The sequence below is a fragment of the Streptomyces sp. DSM 106670 genome (genome assembly GCF_055792845.1).
Genome location: NZ_CM147704.1, coordinates 4,492,098 through 4,512,440 on the forward strand (window position 1 = coordinate 4,492,098; position 20,343 = coordinate 4,512,440).

10 protein-coding genes and 1 pseudogene (1 of these 11 cut by a window edge) are annotated in these 20,343 nt (G+C 74.0%); all 11 read left to right on the forward strand.

What is annotated here, in order from left to right:
* Window positions 1–6,085: the 3' portion of a non-ribosomal peptide synthase/polyketide synthase gene (locus tag ACSMXR_RS19835; protein WP_473169552.1), read on the forward strand. The gene continues 13,340 nt to the left of window position 1, outside the view; the window shows 6,085 of its 19,425 coding nt (coding positions 13,341–19,425); the start codon falls outside the window, past its left edge; the stop codon is at window positions 6,083–6,085.
* A 51-nt stretch (window positions 6,086–6,136) separates the two neighbouring features.
* Window positions 6,137–7,432: a cytochrome P450 family protein gene (locus ACSMXR_RS19840; RefSeq protein WP_473169553.1), complete on the forward strand. Its 1,296-nt coding sequence runs from the start codon at window positions 6,137–6,139 to the stop codon at window positions 7,430–7,432.
* Window positions 7,429–10,821, forward strand: a complete 3,393-nt coding sequence (locus tag ACSMXR_RS19845) for a non-ribosomal peptide synthetase family protein (protein WP_473169554.1) — start codon at window positions 7,429–7,431, stop codon at window positions 10,819–10,821. Before ACSMXR_RS19840 ends, ACSMXR_RS19845 begins: the two co-directional genes overlap by 4 nt.
* An 83-nt stretch (window positions 10,822–10,904) precedes the next feature.
* Window positions 10,905–12,227 (forward strand): annotated as a pseudogene (locus tag ACSMXR_RS19850) (amino acid adenylation domain-containing protein); the annotation flags it as partial.
* 428 nt (window positions 12,228–12,655) lie between these two features.
* Window positions 12,656–14,032, forward strand: a complete 1,377-nt coding sequence (locus ACSMXR_RS19855; protein ID WP_473172410.1) for a condensation domain-containing protein — start codon at window positions 12,656–12,658, stop codon at window positions 14,030–14,032.
* Window positions 14,029–14,820, forward strand: a complete 792-nt coding sequence (locus tag ACSMXR_RS19860; protein ID WP_030089191.1) for an ABC transporter permease — start codon at window positions 14,029–14,031, stop codon at window positions 14,818–14,820. Before ACSMXR_RS19855 ends, ACSMXR_RS19860 begins: the two co-directional genes overlap by 4 nt.
* 4 nt (window positions 14,821–14,824) lie before the next feature.
* Window positions 14,825–16,213, forward strand: coding sequence for an MFS transporter (locus tag ACSMXR_RS19865; protein WP_473169555.1), 1,389 nt, complete (start codon window positions 14,825–14,827; stop codon window positions 16,211–16,213).
* A 4-nt stretch (window positions 16,214–16,217) separates the two neighbouring features.
* On the forward strand, window positions 16,218–17,573 hold the full coding sequence (locus ACSMXR_RS19870; RefSeq protein ID WP_473169556.1) for a cytochrome P450: 1,356 nt from the start codon (window positions 16,218–16,220) through the stop codon (window positions 17,571–17,573).
* Window positions 17,570–18,535: an ATP-binding cassette domain-containing protein gene (locus ACSMXR_RS19875; protein ID WP_137235610.1), complete on the forward strand. Its 966-nt coding sequence runs from the start codon at window positions 17,570–17,572 to the stop codon at window positions 18,533–18,535. Before ACSMXR_RS19870 ends, ACSMXR_RS19875 begins: the two co-directional genes overlap by 4 nt.
* A gap of 15 nt (window positions 18,536–18,550) precedes the next feature.
* Window positions 18,551–19,786, forward strand: a complete 1,236-nt coding sequence (locus ACSMXR_RS19880) for a cytochrome P450 family protein (protein WP_240806128.1) — start codon at window positions 18,551–18,553, stop codon at window positions 19,784–19,786.
* The gene (locus ACSMXR_RS19885) at window positions 19,783–20,337 is read left to right on the forward strand and encodes a YbaK/EbsC family protein (protein WP_473169557.1); all 555 of its coding nucleotides are present in this window, start codon (window positions 19,783–19,785) and stop codon (window positions 20,335–20,337) included. Before ACSMXR_RS19880 ends, ACSMXR_RS19885 begins: the two co-directional genes overlap by 4 nt.
* The last annotated feature ends 6 nt before the right edge of the window (window positions 20,338–20,343 follow it).

The following is a 20,343-nucleotide window of genomic DNA, read 5'->3' on the forward strand; positions in this document are numbered from 1 at the left end:
CGCACGGCTCGCCGGTGAACTCTCCGCTCTCCGCGCGCTGGAGGACGGCGCGGAGGCGGACGCCGTCGTGGCGGCCTGGCAGCGGCCGGCCGAAACCGGTGTGGAGCCGGGGGAGTTGTGGCTGCTGGCCGAGCGGCTGGGCCGCCGGGCGGCGGTCGCCTGGTCGGACACGGCCGGTGAAGGCGCGCTGGATGTGGTGTTCGCCGCGCCCGGCGGGGCCGAGCCGGTCCTGGCTCCGGCCGTCCGGGCCGGATCGCGGCCGGACGCGTACACCAACGATCCGGTCGGCAACCGTGAAGTGGGCGCGCTGGTGGGGGAGTTGCGTGCCTATCTGGCCGCCTCGCTGCCGCCGTACATGGTGCCCGCGGCGATCGTGGCGCTCACCGCCCTGCCGGTGACGCCGAACGGGAAGCTGGACCGCCGTGCACTGCCCGCACCGGACTTCGGTGCGGCGTCCGGCGGCCGCGCTCCGCGCACCGTGCGCGAGGAGCTGCTGTGCGCGCTCTTCGCCGAGGTGCTCGGCCTCTCCGCCGTCGGCGCGGGCGACAGCTTCTTCGAGCTCGGCGGTGACTCGATCCTCTCCATCCAGCTGGTCAGCCGGGCCCGCCGGGACGGACTGGTGATCACGCCGCGCGAGGTGTTCGAGCACAAGACCGTCGAGGCGCTGGCCGATGTGGCCCGCGCCGCCGACGAGGAGACGGGTGCCGCCGTGCGCGGACCCGAGGACGATCCGGTCGGCGAACTGCCGTTCACCCCGGTCATGCACTGGCTGGCGGAGCTCGGCGGCGGCAGCGACGGCTTCAGCCAGTCGATGCCCGCACCGCTGCCCGCCGGCTGCGACCGGGCCACGGTGGTCGCCGCGCTGGCCGCGCTGCTCGACCACCACGACGCGCTGCGCGCCCGGCTGCTGCCGCCGCCCGCCGCCGCGCTGGAGATCCGGCCGCGCGGCGCGGTCGATGCGGACGGCATCCTGCACCGTGTCGACATCGCCGGCCTCGCCGACGACGCGGTCCGCGCGCTCGTCGACGCCCATGCGGCACGCGCCGTGGCCGCGCTGGATCCGGCGGCGGGCACGATGCTCCGCGCCACCTGGTTCGACGCGGGCCCGGACGCCCCGGGCACGCTGCTGTTCACCGCGCACCACCTCGTCGTCGACGGTGTCTCCTGGCGGATCCTGCTGCCGGACCTGGAACAGGCCCTCACCGCCGCCGGAGCCGGTTCGGAGCCGGTGCTCCAGCCGGTCGGCACCTCGCTGCGCGCCTGGTCGCGGTGGCTGGCCGAGGAGGCGCTGCGCCCCGAGCGCACCGCCGAACTCGACCACTGGCGGCGCACGCTGTCCGAGCCGGAGCCGCCGCTCGGCGGCCGGCCGCTGGACCCGGACCGCGACATCGCCGCGACGCTGCGCCGCTTCACGCTCCGGATGCCGGCCGCCGCCCTGCTCACCACGGTGCCGACCGCCTTCCACACCGGCGTCTCCGAGGTGCTGCTCACCGGCCTCGCGCTGGCCGTGGCCGGGCGGCCGGGCTCCGGCGGCCGGGCGCTGATCGACGTCGAGGGCCACGGCCGGTACGAGCCGGACGGCCTGGACCTCTCGCGTACGGTCGGCTGGTTCACCACGCTCCACCCGGTCCGCCTCGACCCGGGCGTGCCGGACCGTTCCGAGTGGCCGGCCGGCGGTCCCGCCGTCGGCCAGGCGCTCAAGCGGGTCAAGGAGCAGCTGCGCGCCGTGCCGGGCGACGGGCTCGGCCACGGTCTGCTGCGGTACCTCAATCCGGAGACCGCGCCGCTGCTCGCCGCGCTCGGCGCACCGCAGATCGCGTTCAACTACCTCGGCCGGATACCCGGCGGCGGCGGTGCCTCCGCCGGTGGCGACGGTACGGTCACCAGCGGCAGCGGCGGCTTCGACCCGGCGCAGCCGCTCGGCCACGCCCTGGAGCTCAACTGCCTGGTGGAGGACGGTCCGGACGGCCCGTGGCTGTCGGCCACCTGGTCCTGGCCGGCGGCGGTCCTGGCGGACGAGGAGGTCCGTGAGCTGGCGGACGACTGGTTCGCCGCACTGGAGGCTCTGGTCGCGCACTCGGCACAGCCGGGGGCCGGTGGCCGTACGCCCTCCGACCTGCCGCTGGTCTCGCTGGACCAGCAGGAGATCGAACGCCTGGAGCGGGCGCGTCCGGGCCTGGCGGAGATCCTGCCGCCGTCGCCGCTCCAGGAAGGACTGCTCTTCCACGCGCTGTACGGGGAGGGCACCGACGCCTACACCGTGCAGCTCTCGCTGGAGATGACCGGCGAGCTGGACGAGGGCGCGCTCGCGGCGGCCGCCGCCCAGGTGCTGCGGCGGCACGGCAACCTGCGCGCCGGTTTCTGGCACGAGGGCGGTGCGCGGCCGGTGCAGTTCATTCCGGCGGACGTCGAACTGCCGTGGTTCTCGCACGACCTGACCGCGCTGCCGGAGGCCGACCGGCCCGCCGCGCTGGAACGGATCCTGTCCGGCGAGCAGGAGGCGGGCTTCGACCCGGCCCGGCCGCCGCTGATCCGCTTCGCGCTGGTCCGGCTCGACGCCGGTCACCACCGGCTCGTGGTGACCAACCACCATCTGCTGCTGGACGGCTGGTCCATGCCGGTGCTGCTGGCCGAGATGGCCGCCTGCTACTCCGGCCGCGGCGACGAACTGCCGCGCGTCACGCCGTACCGCGACTATCTGGCCTGGCTGGCCGTCCAGGACCGGCAGGCGTCCGAGCGGGCCTGGAGCGCGGCGCTGGACGGGCTGGACGAGCCGACGCTGCTGGCAGGCGCCGGCGACGGTGCTCCGGCGCGCACGGAACGTCTGGAGACCGACCTGCCGGCCGCGTTCACGGCCGAACTGGTCGCGGCCGGGCGGCGGTTGGGCGTCACGCTGAACACCCTGGTCCAGACGGCCTGGGCGATCCTGCTCGGCCGGCTGACCGGCCGCGACGACGTGACCTTCGGCGCGACCGTCTCCGGCCGCCCGCCGGAGATCGACGGCATCGAGACCATGGTCGGTCTCTTCATCAACACCCTGCCGGTGCGCGTGACGCTCCGGCCCGACGAGACGCTCCACGACCTGCTGAACCGTGTCCAGTCGGAGCAGCTGGCGCTGCTGCCGCACCAGTACCTCGGCCTCGCCGACATCCAGCGGCTGGCCGGCGTCGGCGAACTCTTCGACACCGCCACGGTGTTCGAGAACTATCCGGTCGCTCCCGGCGGCCTCGCCGCCCCGGACGGCTCCGCGCCCCCGGTCCAGGTCTCCTCGACCGAACTGCGCGACGCCACGCACTATCCGCTGAGCCTGTCGGCCGCGCTGGTCGGCGAGCGGCTGCACATCCGGCTGGACCACCGCACCGATGTGGTGGACGACGGCGAGCGGCTGGTGGGCCGGCTGACCGAGCTGCTGCGGACCATGGCCGAGCGGCCCGGCACCCGGCTCGGCCGGACCGATCCGTTCTCCGCCCCGGAGCGCCGCGCGCTGCTGGCGGCCGGCGACGACCGGCGGAACGCGGCCCCGGCCGCGACGCTGCCGGACCTCTTCGAGGCGCAGGCGGCCCGCACACCGGACGCGCCCGCCGTGGCCGCGCCGGGCGGCGGCCTCACGTACGCGGAGCTGAACGCCCGCGCCAACCGGGTCGCCCGCCTGCTGGCCGCACGCGGCGCCGGTCCCGGTGAGCGGGTCGCGGTCACCGGCCCCTCGTCGGCCCAGTGGCTCGTCGGCCTGCTCGCGGTGGCCAAGTCCGGTGCGGCCTACGTGCCGTTGGACCCGGGCCTGCCGGCGACGCGCATCGGCCGGCTGCTGGCCGACGTCCGGCCGGTGCTGGTGCTGGCCACCGGAGCGGCGGACGCGGCGGACGCCGCGGTGTCGGCTGCGGCGGGCGCGGTGTCCGCCGCGGTGGTCGGACCGGACGAACTGGCCGCCGCCGTCGGCGATCTGCCGGACGGCGACCTCGGCCAGGACGAGCGGACCCTTCCGCTGCTGCCGGGGCATCCGGCGTACACGATCCACACCTCCGGCTCCACCGGTGAGCCGAAGGGCGTGATGGTCACGCACGCGTCCCTGGCCAACCTGGCGGCCGACCACATCGAACGGTTCTCGCTCGCCCCGGGCAGCCGGGTCCTCCAGGCCGTCTCGGCGAACTTCGACCCGTCGGTCGCCGATGTGGCGATGGCGCTGCTCTCCGGCGGCACGCTCGTCCTGCCGGAGGCCGTCGGCCTGGCCGGTGCGGAGCTGGCCGACACCCTGGAGCGCGAGGCCGTCACCCATGTGATGCTCGCCGCGCCGGTCGCCGCCACCCTGCCGGACCGCCCGCTGCCGAAGCTGCGCGTGCTGGTCCTCGGCGGCGAGTCGCTGACCCGCACCCTGGTGGCCAGATTCGCCACCGGGCGGCAGGTGTTCAACGCGTACGGGCCGACGGAGACCACGGTCGCCGCGACCGTCAGCTCCCCGCTGGCCGCGACCGGCGGAGCGCCGCCGATCGGACGGCAGGTCCGCGGCGCCGCGCTGCGGGTGCTGGACGCCGCGCTGCGCCCGGTGCCGGCCGGCGTCGTCGGCGAGCTGTACGTGGCCGGGGCCGGTGTGGCGCTCGGCTATCTGAACCGACCGGCGCTGACCGGCGGGCGGTTCGTCGCCGATCCGTACGCGGCCGACGGCGGCCGGATGTACCGCACCGGCGACCTGGTGCGGCAACGGGCGGACGGCGAGCTGGAGTTCGTCGGCCGCGCCGACCAGCAGGTCAAGCTGCGCGGCTTCCGGATCGAGCCCGGCGAGATCGAGTCGGTGCTCACCGGCAGTCCGGCGGTGGCCGCCGCCGCCGTCGCCGTACGCGAGGACCGGCCGGGCCTGCGCCGCCTGGTGGCGTATCTGGTTCCGGCGGACGGCGCCGCCGGGCAGCCGGACGTGCACGCGTACGCCGCCGCGAGGCTGCCGCACTACATGGTGCCGTCGGTGTTCATGACGGTGCCGGAGCTGCCGCTCACCGTGAACGGCAAGGTGGACCGGGCCGCGCTGCCGGAGCCGGTGGCGGACACGGTGCGCTCGCGCGGACCGCGCGGGCCCCGTGAGGCGGAGGTCGGCCGGATCTTCGCCGAGGTGCTCGGGCGGGAATCGGTCGGTATCGACGACGATTTCTTCGCGCTCGGCGGGGATTCGCTCACCGCGACCCGGCTCACCGGCCGTGTGCGGGCCGTTCTCGGTGTCGAGGTCGGCATTGCCACGCTGTTCCGTGCGCCGACCGTCGCGGAATTCACCGAACGTATCGGAACGGACGCGGCGGAGGACCCGTTCGAGGTGCTGCTGCCGCTGCGGGCCGGAAACGGAGGACCGGCGCTGTTCTGCGTCCACCCGGCCGCGGGAATCAGCTGGACCTATTCCGGACTGCTCCGGCACATCGATCCGGAAATTCCGGTGTACGGAATTCAGGCGCGCGGTCTGGCAGGTCCGGCCGAACTCCCGTCGTCCGTCGAGGAAATGGCGGCCGACTATCTGGAACAGGTGCGCGTGGTGCAGCCGAGCGGGCCCTACCGGCTGCTCGGCTGGTCGATCGGCGGTGTCGTCGCGCACGAGATGGCCGTCCAGCTCCAGGAGGCCGGCGAGCAGGTGGAGCTGCTGGCGGCGCTCGACGCCTATCCGGAGGCGGTGACCGGCGAGCGCGGCGCCGCCGAGGAGGCGGAGGTGCTGGCGGCGCTGCTGAGGTTCGCCGGCGTGGACCCGGAGGCGGTCGCCGGACCGCTCACCGCGGCGCTGGTCGCGGCCGAGGCCGGCGCCACGCGCAGTGCGCTGGCCGGACTGGACGAGGCACGCGTCACCGCGCTGGTCGCCGCATGCAGGAACATGCAGGCGGTGACCCATCGGCCTCGTCTTTTCACCGGCGACCTCCTAATGTTCGTCGCAACCCGGAACAAGAATGACGGGTCGCCGAATCCGCAGTCGTGGTCGCCTTATGCGGGCGGTCGTATCACCACGGTGGCCATCGATTGTGACCACGACGACATGACGAACTCCGAACCGATCGGACAGATCGGCCGCGTAATCGCACAGAAACTCGGCGCCGCGAAGAACTCCGGCCCCGCTTCCTGAATTCGACGACCGAATCCTGACAACTTTTCCGATCGAGGGGGCAATCGAGTCATGTCCGAATCACCTCAGGCAGCAGGACCGCCGCCGTTTCCCGGACAGCCGATCAGCGGTACCGGTCCCGGCGTCTGGGACCCGGATTTCTTCCAGAATCCCTTTCCGGTCTACTCCTGGCTGCGCGACAACGACCCGGTACGCGGCATCACCTGGCCGGGCCCGCCCGGACGCGCCTGGATGGTCACGCGGTACGAGGACGTCCACAAGGGCCAGGCCGACTCCCGGCTGCGCCACGACCTGACGGCGTTCCTGGCCGAACTCGGCATTCCGGAGCCGCCGGCGATCGGCGGCGACGTGGCCCGGCTGCTCGGCCGGAACCTGACGCTGCTGGACGCCCCGGACCATCCGCGGCTGCGGTCCGTGATGTCACGCTTCTTCACCAAGAAGCGGATCGAGGGCATCCGGCCGCGCATCGAGACGCTCACCGACGGTCTGCTGGACACGCTCGCCGAGCGCGCCGGCGACGGGCCCGTCGACCTGATCAAGGACTTCGCCTGGAAGCTGCCGCTCAGCGTGGTGTGCGAGCTGCTCGGCGTGCCCGAGGAGGACTACGAGCTGTTCGGTTACGGCACCGACGCCTCGCGCGACCAGGGCGCCACCGGCGCCTACGCGGAGGGCGCGGTCATCGCCGTCGAGCGGCTGCGCGCACTGATCGGCGAGAAGCGCGCCCGGCCCGGCGACGACGCGTTCACCGCGTTCGTCCAGGCGCTGGACGCCGGTGAGTTCCTGGACGAGGACGAGGTCATCGCGCAGGCCATGCTGTTCGTGGTGGCCGGTCACGAGACCACCGTCGATCTGCTCGGCAACGGTGTGCACGCGCTGCTGTCCGCACCGGACCAGCTCAAGCAGCTCACCGCCGACCCGTCGCTGGTGACCAACGCGGTGGAGGAGGTGCTGCGTTACTACCCGCCGACCGACATCGTCACCCCGCAGTACACGGCCGAACCGGTCACCTTCGGCGATGTGACGGTCGACCGGCACGAGATCGTCATCCTGTCGCGGGCCTCCGCCAACCGCGACCCCGCGCGCTATCCGGACCCGGACCGCTTCGACATCACCCGGAACACCGCGGGCCACCTGGCGTTCGGCCACGGCGCGCACTACTGCGTCGGCGGCATGGTCGCCAGGACCGAGGGCCGCGCGGTCTTCGGCCGGATCTTCGACCGCTTCCCGGACCTGCGCCACGCCGAAGGCCCCGAGAGCGTCCGCTGGAAGTCCAACCCGGTGGCGCGCGGCCTGGTCGCGCTGCCGGTGGAACTCGGCGAACCGCGCAGGCCGGAGCCGCGACCGTGACCCCGGCCGCCGAACGACCGGACGCCCCGACGTCCGAGCGGCTCCACCGGCTGCTGGTGGAGTTCAACGACACCGACCACGCGGTGCCGGAGGCCACGCTCACCGCGCTCTTCGAGGCGCAGGCCGCCCGGACCCCGGGGGCCGTCGCCGTGGCGCACGAGGGCACGGAGCTGACGTACGCGGAGCTCAACGCGCGTGCCAACCGGCTGGCGCGGCTGCTGGTGGACCGGAAGGCCGGACCGGAGAGCTTCGTCGCGGTCGCGCTCGCCAAGTCCGTCGACCTGGTCGTGGCGCTGCTGGCCGTCGTCAAGACCGGCGCGGCCTACCTCCCGCTGGACCCGGCGCATCCGGCCGAGCGCATCGCGCTGATGCTGGAGGACGTCGCCCCGGCGGTGGTCGTCGGCCGCTCCGACGGTCCGGCGGTCGCCGCCGTCGGCGCGCACCACGTGCTGCTGGACGATCCGGAGACCGTCGCGGAGGCCGCGGACCGGTCCGCGGCCGACCTCACCGACGCCGAGCGGACCGCACCCCTGCGGCCCGCGCACCCGGTCTTCGTCATCCACACCTCGGGATCGACCGGCCGCCCGAAGGGCGTCGTCGTCGAGCACCGCTCGCTCAACGTCTATCTGGCCTGGGCCCGGCACGCGTACGGAGCGGTCACCGGCCGCGCGCTGGTGCACTCGCCGATCGCCTTCGACCTCACGGTCACCGGCCTGTACGCACCGCTCACCGCGGGCGGCTGCGCCCACCTGGTGGACCTGCACGAGGGCTCGGCCCCGGACGCCGGCACGCTGCCGGAGGCCACCTTCGTCAAGGCCACGCCGACGCACCTCGCCGTGCTCGCGGCGCTGCCGGACGTCTACTCGCCGACCGGCCAACTGGTGCTCGGCGGCGAGGCGTTGCTCGGCGAGCCGCTGGCCGAGTGGCGCAAGCGCCGGCCGGACGCCACGGTGATCAACGAGTACGGGCCGACCGAGACGACCGTCGGCTGCATGGAGTACCGCATCGAGCCGGGCGACGAGGTGCCGGCCGGTGTCGTGACCATCGGCCGGCCGATCTGGAACACCCGGCTGTACGTCCTCGACGACCGCCTCGCCCCGGTCGGCACCGGCACGGTCGGCGAGCTCTACATCGGTGGCGCGCTGCTGGCCCGCGGCTACCACGGCCGCCCGGCGCTCACCGCGAGCCGCTTCGTGGCCAGCCCGTTTGCCGCCGGTGAGCGCATGTACCGCTCCGGCGACCTGGTGCGCCGCCGCGAGGACGGCCAGCTGGACTTCATCGCGCGCAGCGACGACCAGGTCAAGGTGCGCGGCTTCCGGATCGAGCCCGGCGAGGTCGAGGCCGCGCTCAACGGACTGCCGGGCATCGCCGCGGCCGCCGTCGCCGCCCACACCGAACGGCCGGGCAGCACCCGGCTGGTGGCCTATGTGGTGCCGGACGCGGACACGGTCGCGCCGGACGCGGAGACCCTGCGCGCCGCACTCGCCGAGCGGCTGCCGGAGTACCTGGTGCCGACCTCGTACACCGTGCTCGCGGCGCTGCCGCTGACGCCGAACGGCAAGCTGGACCGGGCGGCCCTGCCCGCTCCGGCCGCCGCCGCTGTCACGGGCGCCGACGGCGGATCCGGGGCGTCGGCGCGGAGCGCGCGCGAGGCACGTCTGTGCGCGCTGTTCGACGAGCTGCTCGGCACGTCCGGCACCGGTCCGGACACCGGCTTCTTCGCCGCCGGAGGAGACAGCGTCGCCGCGTTCACGCTGGTGAAGCGGGCCCGCGAGGCGGGCATCGGCTTCGGTACGCGCGATGTGTTCCTGCACCGCACTCCGGCGGCGCTGGCCGCGCTCGCGGCCGACGTCGACGCCGGGACGGACGGCGCACCGGCCGCATCGGCGGACCCGAACGCACCGGCCGCACCGGCGGACTCCGCGCGGGCCGCCGAGTACGCCGCGTCGCCGCTCCAGGACGTCATGATCCGCCGCGCGGGCACGGGCCCCGGCCCGTACGCCGACCAGTTCGTCTTCCGGCTGGCCGGAGACCTCGACGTGACGGTGATGCGCCGGGCGCTCGCTCTGCTGGCGCGCCGCCATCCGGCGCTGCGGGCCGCCTTCCGGACCGGGGCCGACGGCCGTACGGTCCAGCTGATCGCCGACGAAGTGACGCCCGGGCTCACCGAGTTCGACCTTTCCGGCCTGCCGGAGTCCGAGCGCGACGAGCGGCTGCGGCAGCTGCTGGAGACCGACCAGGACACCGCGTTCGACCTCGCGCGGCCGCCGCTCGTGCGGTGCGCCGCCGTCCGCGTCGGACCCGGTGACGGCCGGTTCGTGCTGACGCTCGCGCCGCTGCTGCTGGACGGCTGGTCGCTGCCGCTGGTGCTCGGCGAGCTGTGGATGACCTATATGACCGGCGCGGACGAGGCCATGCTGCCGCCCGCGCCGCCGCCCGGCCAACACGCGTACGGGCAGTGGCTGGAGCGGTTCAACGCGGCAGCCGACGCGGACGCCTGGCATGTGGTCCTGGACGACCTGCCGGAGGCCGCGCCGCTGGCGGAGCCGGTCGCGGAGACCGCCCGCGTCACCGTCGTGGAGAACGTCGTCACGCTGACCGAGACCGTCACGGCCGCGCTGACCGCGCGGGCCCGCGCGCACGACCTGACGCTCAACACCCTGGTGACCGGCGCCTGGGGCCTGCTGCTCGGCGAGCTGACCGGCCGGGACGAGCAGGTCTTCGGCGTCACCGTCGCCGGGCGGCCGGCCGAACTGCCGCAGCTGGACCAGGCGTCCGGCATGTTCATGAACAACCTGCCGGTACGGTTCGGACCGCGTGCCGACGAGACGGTGCGCGAGGCGCTGCACCGGCTCCAGCGCGAGCAGGCGGGCCTGATCGCGCACCAGCACGTCAGCCTCGCCGAGCTGAGCCGGATCGCCGGCCGCGATCAGCTCTTCGACACCGTGGTGGTGTTCGAGAGCGCGCCGACGACCGCCGCCCCACCGCCACCACCGCCGGGCCCGCCGCCGGGACCGGGCGGTCCGGGTGGTCCGGGCGGTCCTGGTGGCCCCGGTGGTCCGGACGGCCTCGGTGCTCCTGCCGGTCCGGCGGGCCCCGGCGCTCCTGCCGGTCCTGGCGGTCCTGGCGGTCCGTTCGTGCCGCCGCCGCATCTGGTCCAGATCCTCGGCATGGAGGCGCACGATGCCGCACGCGTGCCGCTCCGCTTCGCGATCGCTCCGGGCGAGCGGCTCGGCATCCTCGCGCAGTACTGGTCCGAGGCCTTCGCACCCGGCCGGATCGAGGAGATCCAGGACCGGTTCGTCCACCTGCTCGGCGCGTTCGCCGAGGACCTGGACCGCCCGGTGAGCAGCCTGCCGCTCCGCACGACGGGAGGCACCGGACGATGATTCCTCCGCTGACCGTTCCGGACCTGTTCCGCAACCGGGTGGCCGCGGGCCCGGACACCGAGGCCGTCGTGTCCGAGGACGGCGTCCTCTCGTACGCCGAGCTCGACGCACGCGCCAATCGCCTGGCCCGGCTGCTGATCGAGCGCGGCGCGAAGCCGGAGAGCTTCGTCGCGGTCGCCGTGCCGCGCGGCGCTGACCTGATCGTCGCGCTGCTGGCGGTGCTGAAGTCCGGCGCCGCCTACCTTCCGGTGGACCCGGCCTACCCGGCCGACCGGATCGCGTACATGCTCGACGACGCGCGCCCGGCGCTCGTGCTCACCACCCGCGCGGTCGCCTCGCGGCTGCCGGTGGAGGCGCCGCTCGTCCTGGACGCGCCGGAGACCGTGGCGGCGCTGGCCGCCCGGTCCGCGACCGCCGTGACCGAGGCCGACCGGCTCGCTCCGCTGCATCTGCCGAGCCCGGCCTACCTCATCTACACCTCCGGCTCCACCGGCCGTCCGAAGGGCGTCGTCGTCACGCACATGGGCGTGGCGGGTCTGCTGACCTCGCAGCTGGCGGCCTTCGGCGTCGGTCCCGGCGCCCGCGTACTCCAGTTCGCCTCGCCGAGCTTCGACGCGGCGTTCTGGGAGCTGTGCATGGCGCTGCTGTCCGGTGCGGCCCTGGTGGTCGCCCCGGAGGAGCGGCTCGCTCCCGGGGCCCCGCTCGCCGCGCTGCTCGCCGAGCGCCGGGTCACGCACGCCACCCTGCCGCCCGCCGTGCTGGCCGCCACCGAACCGGCCGCCGACGTGCTGGCCGGCGGCACACTGGTCACCGCCGGGGAGGCGTGCTCCGCCGCGCTGGCCGACGCCTGGTCGCCCGGCCGCCGGATGGTCAACGCCTACGGTCCGACCGAGTCCACGGTGTGCGCGACCATGACCGGACCGCTGACCGCCGGGGACGGCCCGCCGCCGATCGGCGCGCCGGTCACGTACACCCAGGTCCTGGTCCTGGACGAGGAGCTGCGGAGCGTTCCGTCCGGCGAGGTCGGCGAGCTGTATCTCGCCGGGGCCGGTCTGGCGCGCGGCTATCTCGGCCGTCCGTCGCTCACCGCCGCCCGGTTCGTGGCCCGTCCGCAGGGCCGGCCCGGTGAGCGGATGTACCGCACCGGCGACCTGGTCCGGCTGCGCGCCGACGGTGAGCTGGAGTTCGTCGGCCGCGCCGACCAGCAGGTCAAGCTGCGCGGCTTCCGCATCGAACTCGGCGAGATCGAGGCGGCCCTCGCGGCGCACCCGTCCGTCGCCCAGGCGGTGGCGACGGTACGCGAGGACCGGCCGGGCGTCCGCGGCCTCGTCGGCTATGTGGTGCCGGCGGGCGGCACCACCACCGCCGACGAGCTGATCCGGCATCTCACGGCCACGCTGCCGGCCCATCTGGTGCCGCCGGTGATCGTCGAGCTGGACGCCGTGCCGCTGACGCCGAACGGAAAGGTGGACCGCGCGGCGCTGCCCGCACCGGACCGCGACAGTGCGGGCGCGGAGCCGCGCACCCCGGCCGAACTGGCCCTGTGCACGCTCTTCGCCGAGGTGCTCGGCCTTCCGGGGCCGGTGCGGACCGTAACTTCTTCGAGCTCGGCGGCGACAGCATCACCGCCTTCACCCTGGTGCAGCGCGCCTCGGCACAGGGCCTGGACCTCACCGTCCAGGACGTCTTCCGCCACGGCACCCCGGCCCGCCTGGCCGCGCGTGCCGACGAGGCCGTCGCCACCAGCCGGGCCGCGTTCGCGCCGTCGGCCGCCGATCTGGCCGCGGTCGCGGCCGCGCTGCCGGGCCACGCCGGCGTGCTGCCGGTCACGCCGATGCAGGAGACGCTGCTCGCCGGAGCCCGGCGCGAGCCGGACACCGGCCGGCTGCTGGTCGACTGCTGGCAGTTCTGGCTGGAGTTCGACGGCGGCATCGAACCGGAGCGGATGCGGCGCGCCGCCGCCGCGCTGCTGCGCCGCTATCCGGCGTCCGCCGCCGCCTTCGCGCACGAGGGCCTGAGCCGTCCGCTCCAGGCCGTGCCCGGAGACCTCGGCGCCGGCTGGGTGAGCGGCACGGACGGTGTGCCGTGGGCCGAGCACGATGTGAGCGCGGTCTCCGAGGACCAGCAGGAAGGCGTCTTCGAGAAGCTGGCGGCGGCCGAGCGCGAGCGTCCGTTCGATGTGTCGCGCTCTCCGCTGCTGCGCTTCACCCTGGTCCGGTTCGGCGAGCGGCGGCACCGGCTGCTGCTCAACTTCGGCCAGCTCCAGATGGACGGCTGGTCCTTCCCGGTCTTCCTCGACGACCTGTGGGTGCTCTACCAGTACGACGGTGAGCCGGCCGCGATGCCCGCCGCGTCGACCGCCGCCCCGTACACCGCGTGGCTGGCCGGCCGGGACCGTCCGGCGGCCCGCTCCGCCTGGCGCGCCGCGCTCGACGGACTCGCCGCGCCGACCCTCGTACGCGAGACGGATCCGGCGTACCGCGAGGGCGCACCGCACGTCCAGGACCTGGTCCTGGTGCCGGCCGAGGTGACGAAGGCGCTCGGCGAGCGCGCCAAGGAGCACGGGCTGACGCTCAACACGCTGGTCCTCGGCGTCTGGGGCCTGGTCCTCGGCTCGCTGACCGGCCGCCGGGACGTGGTCCTCGGCTACACCGTGGCCGGACGCGCGCCGGAGGTGCCCGGCATCGAGCACGCCATCGGCAGTTACGCCAATCTGCTGCCGGTCCGCGTCCGCTGGAGCCCCGGGCAGCCGTTCACCGAGGTGCTGGCCAGGCTCCAGGAGGAGCAGAGCGGGCTCATCCCGCACCAGCATCTGAGCCTCGCGGAGATCGAACGGGACGCCGGAGCGGGCGAGTTGTTCGACGCCACGGTCGCCGCGCAGAACTATCCGGTCCACCGTCCGGCCTCCGAGGCGCTGGCCGCCGCCGGTGTCGCGCCGAAGGACGGCGCACGGATCGTCGGCGTGCACACGCACGAGGTCACCGCGCACACGCTGCGGCTCTCCTTCCGCGTCGACGACCAGATCTTCCTGGCGCTGGAGTACCGGGGCGGCGCGGAGGTGCTGGCCGGGATCGCGGAGCGCGTACGGCGGCTGACGGCGGCCGTCGCGGACGATCCGGGCCGCACGGCCGGCGCACTGCTGGAGTCGGCGGACCGCCCTCAGGAGGACACACGTCATGAGTCAACCGCGTACGGAGAGACGATCCGATGAGCACTGACATGCTGATGGACACCAGGCTGCTGGTCGGCCGCCAGATGCGACACCTCAAGCGCGGGCCGGAGCGGGTCGTGCCGGTGGTGATCACTCCGCTGATCCTGGTCCTGCTCAACGGACTGCTGATCGGCAGCGCGATCGTGGTGCCGGGGAACGGCAACTACAAGGACTTCATGATGGCCGGCGTGTTCGCGCAGGTCGCCATGCTCGGGATGTCCAACGCGCAGAACGGCCTCAAGGAGGATCTGCGCAACGGTCTGGTGGACCGCTTCCAGTCGCTGCCGATCGCCCGTTCCGCGGCCGTCCTGGCGCGCTCGATCGCCGAACTCCTCATGATGTTCGTCGGCTGGCTGGTGATCGCCGGCGTCGGCCTGCTGATCGGCTGGCGGATGCACGAAGGACTGCTGCGCGGCATGGCCGGCATCGGCCTGATGCTGCTGTTCGGCTACATGTTCATCTGGCTCGGCATCCTCGGCACGGTCTCCGGCCGCAACCCGCAGTCCTCCGGCGTCGGTTCGATGATCGTCATGCCGATGCTGTTCCTGTCGCCCGCCTTCTTCCCGATCGACAACCTGCCGGGCTGGCTCCAGACCATCTGCGAGTGGAACCCGTTCAGTTCGGTCGTGGTGGCCTGCCGCGAGCTGTGGGGCAACCCGAACCCGACGGTCACCGGCGCCTTCCCGGTCGAGCATCCGATGCTCGTGGCGACGCTGATGCCGGTGGTCCTGCTGATCGTGATCATGCCGCTGGCCGTCCGCCGCTACCACTCCGTCGTCGGGCGGTGAGGACATGAGCGCGTCGTCCCCGGCCGGCCGCTGGTCGTCCGCCACGCTGGCCTCGCTGCTCGGCGTCCAGGTCTTCCAGGTGGTCCTCGCCTGGTCCGTGCTCACCGTGGCGGGACCGCTCGCCACCGCGGTCGTGCTCGCGCTCGGCACACTGCCGCGCATCGCGATGATGTCCGGCCTCACCGCCGGGCTCGCGGGCCGGTTCGCCGCGCACCGTCTGCTGGCGGTCGGCGAACTCGGCCGCGCGGCCCTGGCCCTGGCCGCGGCCGGCGCGGTCGCCGTCAGCGGCCTCGACTTCACCGGACTGCTGCTGGCGAGCCTGCTGTTCGGCCTCGTCGAGGCGATCACCGAGCCGGCCGCCGGTTCGGTGCCCGCGCTGATCGCCGACGCGGCGGGCCGGCAGCGGATGGAGGCGCTGCGCACCACGCTCTTCCGTGTCACGGTCGTCGTCGGCGGACCGCTCGCCGGACTCGGCTCGCTGCTCGGCCTGTCCACCGCGCTGATCGTCGGCGGCCTGGTGTTCCTGGTCTCCGCCGCGCTGTTCCTCTCGCTGCGTCCGCGTCCGTCCGACGCGGACGGTACGGCTCCGGCGGCCGGCCACGGACCGGCCGCCGGATTTCCCGGCCCGCCGGGGGCGGACGCGCCGAAGGCCGGCGAGGCGCTCGCCCTGCCCGGCGTCCGTGCCGCACTGATCTGCACCGTCCTGATCGAGCTCGGCTGCCCGGGGGCGTTCGGCGTCGGCACGCTGCTGCTCGCCGACGACCGGGGCTGGGGCGCGGTCGGATTCGGTGTGCTGGTCGGCGCGGTCGGCCTCGGCACGGTCCTGGCCGCGCTCGCCCCGGGCTTCGCCCGGCGGCTGCGCGGCAGCGGCAGCGGGCTGATCCTCGCCTGCGTGCTCACCGCGGCTGCGATGGCAGGTCTCGCGTTCAGCCCGAACCTGCCGCTCGCCGCCGTCCTCACGGTCGTGATGGCGCTCGCGGCCGCCGCCGCCAGCGCCGCCACGCTCGGCGTGCTCTTCTCCGGACCGCGTCCGGAGGCGCTCGGCATGGTGATGGGCGTCGTGATGGCGGCCGGCGCGCTCGCCGCTCCGCTCTCGTACGTCCTGGTCGGCCTGGTCGCCCGCCTGGCGAGCCCGCGGGCCGCGGTCGCCGCCTGCGCGGTGGCGCTGCTGGCCGCCGCACTCGTCGCGCTGACCGACCGCACGCTGCGCACCGCGACCGCACCGGAACCGCCGACGGGACCGCCGACGGGGGCTCCGCCCGCCGGACCGGCCGCAGGCACGGACGCCGACGCCTCCGCCACCGACGCTCCGCACGCCGACGCGGACGCCGACGCCACCGGCGAGCCGTCCGCGGACGGGCAGCCCGGCCACCTCTCCGCGAAAGGGGCCTGACGCCATGGCCGACGCACCGAACGCCGCACCCACCGCCGGGCCGCCCGCACCGGCCGCCGGGACCACCGCACCCGCGCCGCCCGCCACCCCCGAGATACCCGCCGGCATGCCCGACGAGAACTCGCTGGTCTACGGCGACGCCGTACTCGCCGACCCGCACGCCGTCTACGCGCGGATGCGGTCCGAGTGCCCGCTGCACCAGGACGTCATCCAGGGCGGCGGCAAGGTCCTCGTACCGACGCGCTACGACGACGTACGCGCGCTGCTCGCCGAGTCGCGGCTGCTGCGGAGCTTCGCCGTCGAGGATCCGGGAGCCTTCCAGGGGCACCTCGGCAACAGCGATCCGCCGCGCCACACCCGGCTGCGCCGGCTCACCGCCAAGGCGCTGACGCCGAAGCGCGTGGAGCGGCTGCGGCCGGCCGTGGAACGGCTCGCGGACGGGCTGCTGGACGCGCTGGCCGGCCGCCCGCAGGCCGACCTGGTGGCCGAGTACACGCATCCGCTGGCCGCGCTGGCGGGCGCGGAGCTGTTCGGCATCGGCGAAGCGGACGCCGAGGAGTTCCACAGCTGCTGGGACGCGATGGCGGCCTTTCCGGAGAGCACCTCGTTCCCGGAGTTCCAGGCGGCCACCGACCGTCTCGGCCGGTTGTTCGCCCGGCTCTTCGAGGACCGCCGCGCGCAGCCGTCCGACGACCTCCTCTCCGCGCTCGTGCACGCCAGGTCCGGCGAGGACCGGCTCACCGACGGCGAGCTGGAACAGACCGCCGTCTTCCTGGTGATCGCCTCCGACAAGACCGTTCCGGCGATGCTCGCGAGTGCGCTGCTCGCGCTGCTGGACCACGCCGACCAGCTCGACCTGCTGCGCTCGCGCCCGGAGCTGCTGCGCGGGGCCGTCGAGGAGTGCCTGCGCTACGAGGCGCCGGTCGCCCTCACCAATCCGCTGCGCGCCGGAGAGCCGATGAACGTCGGCGACCGGGAGCTGGCCGCGGGCGACCTCGTACAGCTGGCGCTCATCGCGGCCAACCGCGATCCGGAGCGCTTCGCCGACCCGGACCGCCTCGACATCACCCGTCCGGTCGGCGGCCATGTCTCCTTCGGCCACGGCATCCACATGTGTCTCGGCGCCCAACTGGCGCGCATGACCGGCGAGGTCGCCCTCGGCCGGCTGATCGACCGCTTTCCCGCGCTGCGCCTCGCGCACGACGACCCGGCTCAGGACGCGGTCTGGTCCCGTGAGCACGTCATGCGGCGGCTGAGCGCGCTCCACGTAGGCCTGGGCGAAGCCGCTCCGGCCGGCAGCGCCGCCGCACCGGTGGCGTCCGCGACCTCCGCTCATCCGACAGGAGCTGATCAGACGTGACCACCGCCATCGAGGCACACGGACTGCGCAAGCGTTACAAGGACCACGAGGCGCTGGCAGGCGTCGATCTCAGCGTCGAGTCCGGCACCGTCTTCGGCCTGCTCGGACCGAACGGCGCGGGCAAGACGACCGCCGTGCGCATCCTCACCACGCTGCTGCGCGCGGACGAGGGCCGGGCGAGCGTCGCCGGCTTCGACGTGGTCAGCCAGTCGCAGGACGTCCGCGCCAACATCGGCCTGACCGGGCAGTACGCCGCGGTCGACGAACGGCTCACCGCCCGCGAGAACCTGACCCTGATCGGCCGGCTCTACCGGCTCGGCAAGAAGGAGACGGCCGCGCGGACCGAGTCGCTGCTCGAACGGTTCGAGCTGACCGCCGCCGCCCACCGGCCGCTGAGCACCTACTCCGGCGGTATGCGCCGCCGCCTCGACCTCGCCGCGAGCCTGATCGGCCGGCCGCCGCTGCTCTTCCTCGACGAGCCGACCACCGGGCTCGACCCGAGCAGCCGCCTCGCCCTCTGGGACATGATCCGTGAGCAGGTGGCCGCCGGAGTGACGATCCTGCTCACCACGCAGTACCTCGACGAGGCCGACCAGCTCGCCGGCCGCGTCGCCGTCCTCGACCAGGGCAAGGTCATCGCCGACGGCACGCCGGACCAGCTCAAGCGGAAGGTCGGCGGCGAGTGGCTGGAGGTGACCGTCGCCACCCCGGAGACGGCCGCCGACGCCGTACGCGCGCTGTCCTCGGCGATCGCCGGCGAGCCGACGCTCAGCGAGGACGGACTGACCGTCAGCGCCCCGGTCGCCGAGGGCACGCACTCCATCGCCGCCGTCGCCGCGAGCCTGGACGACGCCGGGGTGGAGGTCGTCGACTTCGCCCTCCGCCGGCCGTCGCTCGACGACGTCTTCCTCACCCTGATCGGCAAGACCGCCGCCGCGGTGCCGGAACCGCAGAAGGCCTGACGAGGAGCACCGGCAATGAGCCAGGACATGGACCTGCACACCACCGCCGAGGACGGGACGCGTTCCGCCGAGGCGCTGATCACCCAGGACTTCGTACGCGATCCGCACGCCACGTACGACTGGATGCGCGAGGAGGGACCGGTCAAGCTGCGGCAGGCCAGCGGCTCGGTCCTCTGGATGCTCACGCGGTACGAGGACGCGCGCGCCGCGCTCGCCGAGCCCAAGCTGCACAAAGACCCGCGCCGCTTCCCGAATCCGGCCGGCGGCACCGGCATGGGACCGGAGGAGCCGGGCATGGAGCTGCTGTCGCGGCACATGCTGAACAGCGACCCGCCGGACCACACCCGGCTGCGCAAGCTGACCACGAAGGCCTTCACGGCGCGGCCGACGGAGATGTTCCGGCCGCGCATCGAGGAGCTCGCCGCCGGACTGCTGGACGGCTTCGAGGCCGGGCAGCGGATGGACATCGTGAACGACTACGCGATGCCGCTGTCCACCCGGGTGATCTGCGAGCTGATCGGCATTCCGGCGGCGGACGGCGAGATCTTCCGCGACTGGTACACCACCATGACCGGGGTGCATCCGCCGGAGCAGGTCGCCGAGGCCAGGCAGTCGCTGATCCGCTACCTCGGCGATCTGATCGCCGACAAGCGCGCCCGGCCTGCCGACGACCTGATCAGCAATCTCCTCCAGGCGCGGGACGCGGACGATCTGCTGTCCGAGACCGAAGTCATGTCGATGGTGTTCCTGCTGCTCGGCGCGGGCCATGAGACGGCGATCAGCTTCATCGGCACCGCGATGCTGTCGCTGCTCTCCGAGCCGGACCAACTCGCCCTGCTCCAGAAGGATCTGACCCTCCTTCCGGGGGCGATCGAGGAGCTGCTGCGCTTCGAGAGCCCGATCAACGTGGCGACGTTCCGTTACGCGGCCGAGCCGGTCGAGATCGGCGGCGTCACCATTCCGGCCGGCGACTCGGTGTTCGTCTCCATCGGCGCGCTCAACCGTGACCCGTCGAAGTTCTCGGAGCCGGACCGCCTGGAGATCACCCGCCCGGCCACCGGCCACCTCGCCTTCGGCCACGGACTGCACCACTGCCTCGGCGCTCCGCTGGCGCGCGTCGAAGGAGCCGTGGCGATCGGCCAGTTGATCACGCGCTTCCCCGCTCTCGCACCGGCGGTCGGCCGCGAGGACCTCCAGTGGCGGTTCAGCCTGATGCTGCGCTGCCTGGAATCACTGCCGGTCGTCCTGTGACCGGCCTGCTGGACACGACGGCCACGGCCGGGGCCGGACCGCGCCTCGGCCACCCTCCTGATCCGGACGCCGGCGACGGCACCCACCGCCGGCTGATGGCGCTGCTGGACCGCGCCGGAGCCGACTACCGGATCATCGACCACGCGCCGGAGGGCCGCACCGACCTGGCCAGCGAACTGCGCGGCCACCGGCTGGAGATGGCCGCCAAGTGCATGGTCCTGCGGATCCGCAGGAAGGGCGGCGAGGACCACCACGTCCTCGCCGTCGTGCCGGGCCACCGCCGCGTCGACCTGCGGCGGGTCCGCAAACTGTACGGAGGCAGCGACGCCACGCTCGGCGACCGCGAGGAGGCCGAACGCCTCACCGGCTGTGTCAGCGGCTGCGTCATCCCGTTCTCGTTCGACGAGCGGCTGCCGGTGGTGGTGGACGCGGACCTGCTGGTGCACGAGGAGATCTACTTCAACGCCGCCCGGCTGGACCGCTCGCTGGCGCTGCGGACCGTCCACTACATCTCGCTGAGCACGCCGCGCATCGCCGCCATCGCCAAGTGACGTGCT

Bases quoted from the DNA above. Each gene is read 5' to 3' on its own strand.
- ACSMXR_RS19855 (WP_473172410.1), top strand. From the start codon at position 12,656: ATGCAGGAGACGCTGCTCGCCGGAGCCCGGCGCGAGCCGGACACCGGC.
- ACSMXR_RS19860 (WP_030089191.1), top strand. From the start codon at position 14,029: ATGAGCACTGACATGCTGATGGACACCAGGCTGCTGGTCGGCCGCCAG.
- ACSMXR_RS19870 (WP_473169556.1), top strand. From the start codon at position 16,218: ATGGCCGACGCACCGAACGCCGCACCCACCGCCGGGCCGCCCGCACCG.
- ACSMXR_RS19840 (WP_473169553.1), top strand. From the start codon at position 6,137: ATGTCCGAATCACCTCAGGCAGCAGGACCGCCGCCGTTTCCCGGACAG.
- ACSMXR_RS19880 (WP_240806128.1), top strand. From the start codon at position 18,551: ATGAGCCAGGACATGGACCTGCACACCACCGCCGAGGACGGGACGCGT.
- ACSMXR_RS19865 (WP_473169555.1), top strand. From the start codon at position 14,825: ATGAGCGCGTCGTCCCCGGCCGGCCGCTGGTCGTCCGCCACGCTGGCC.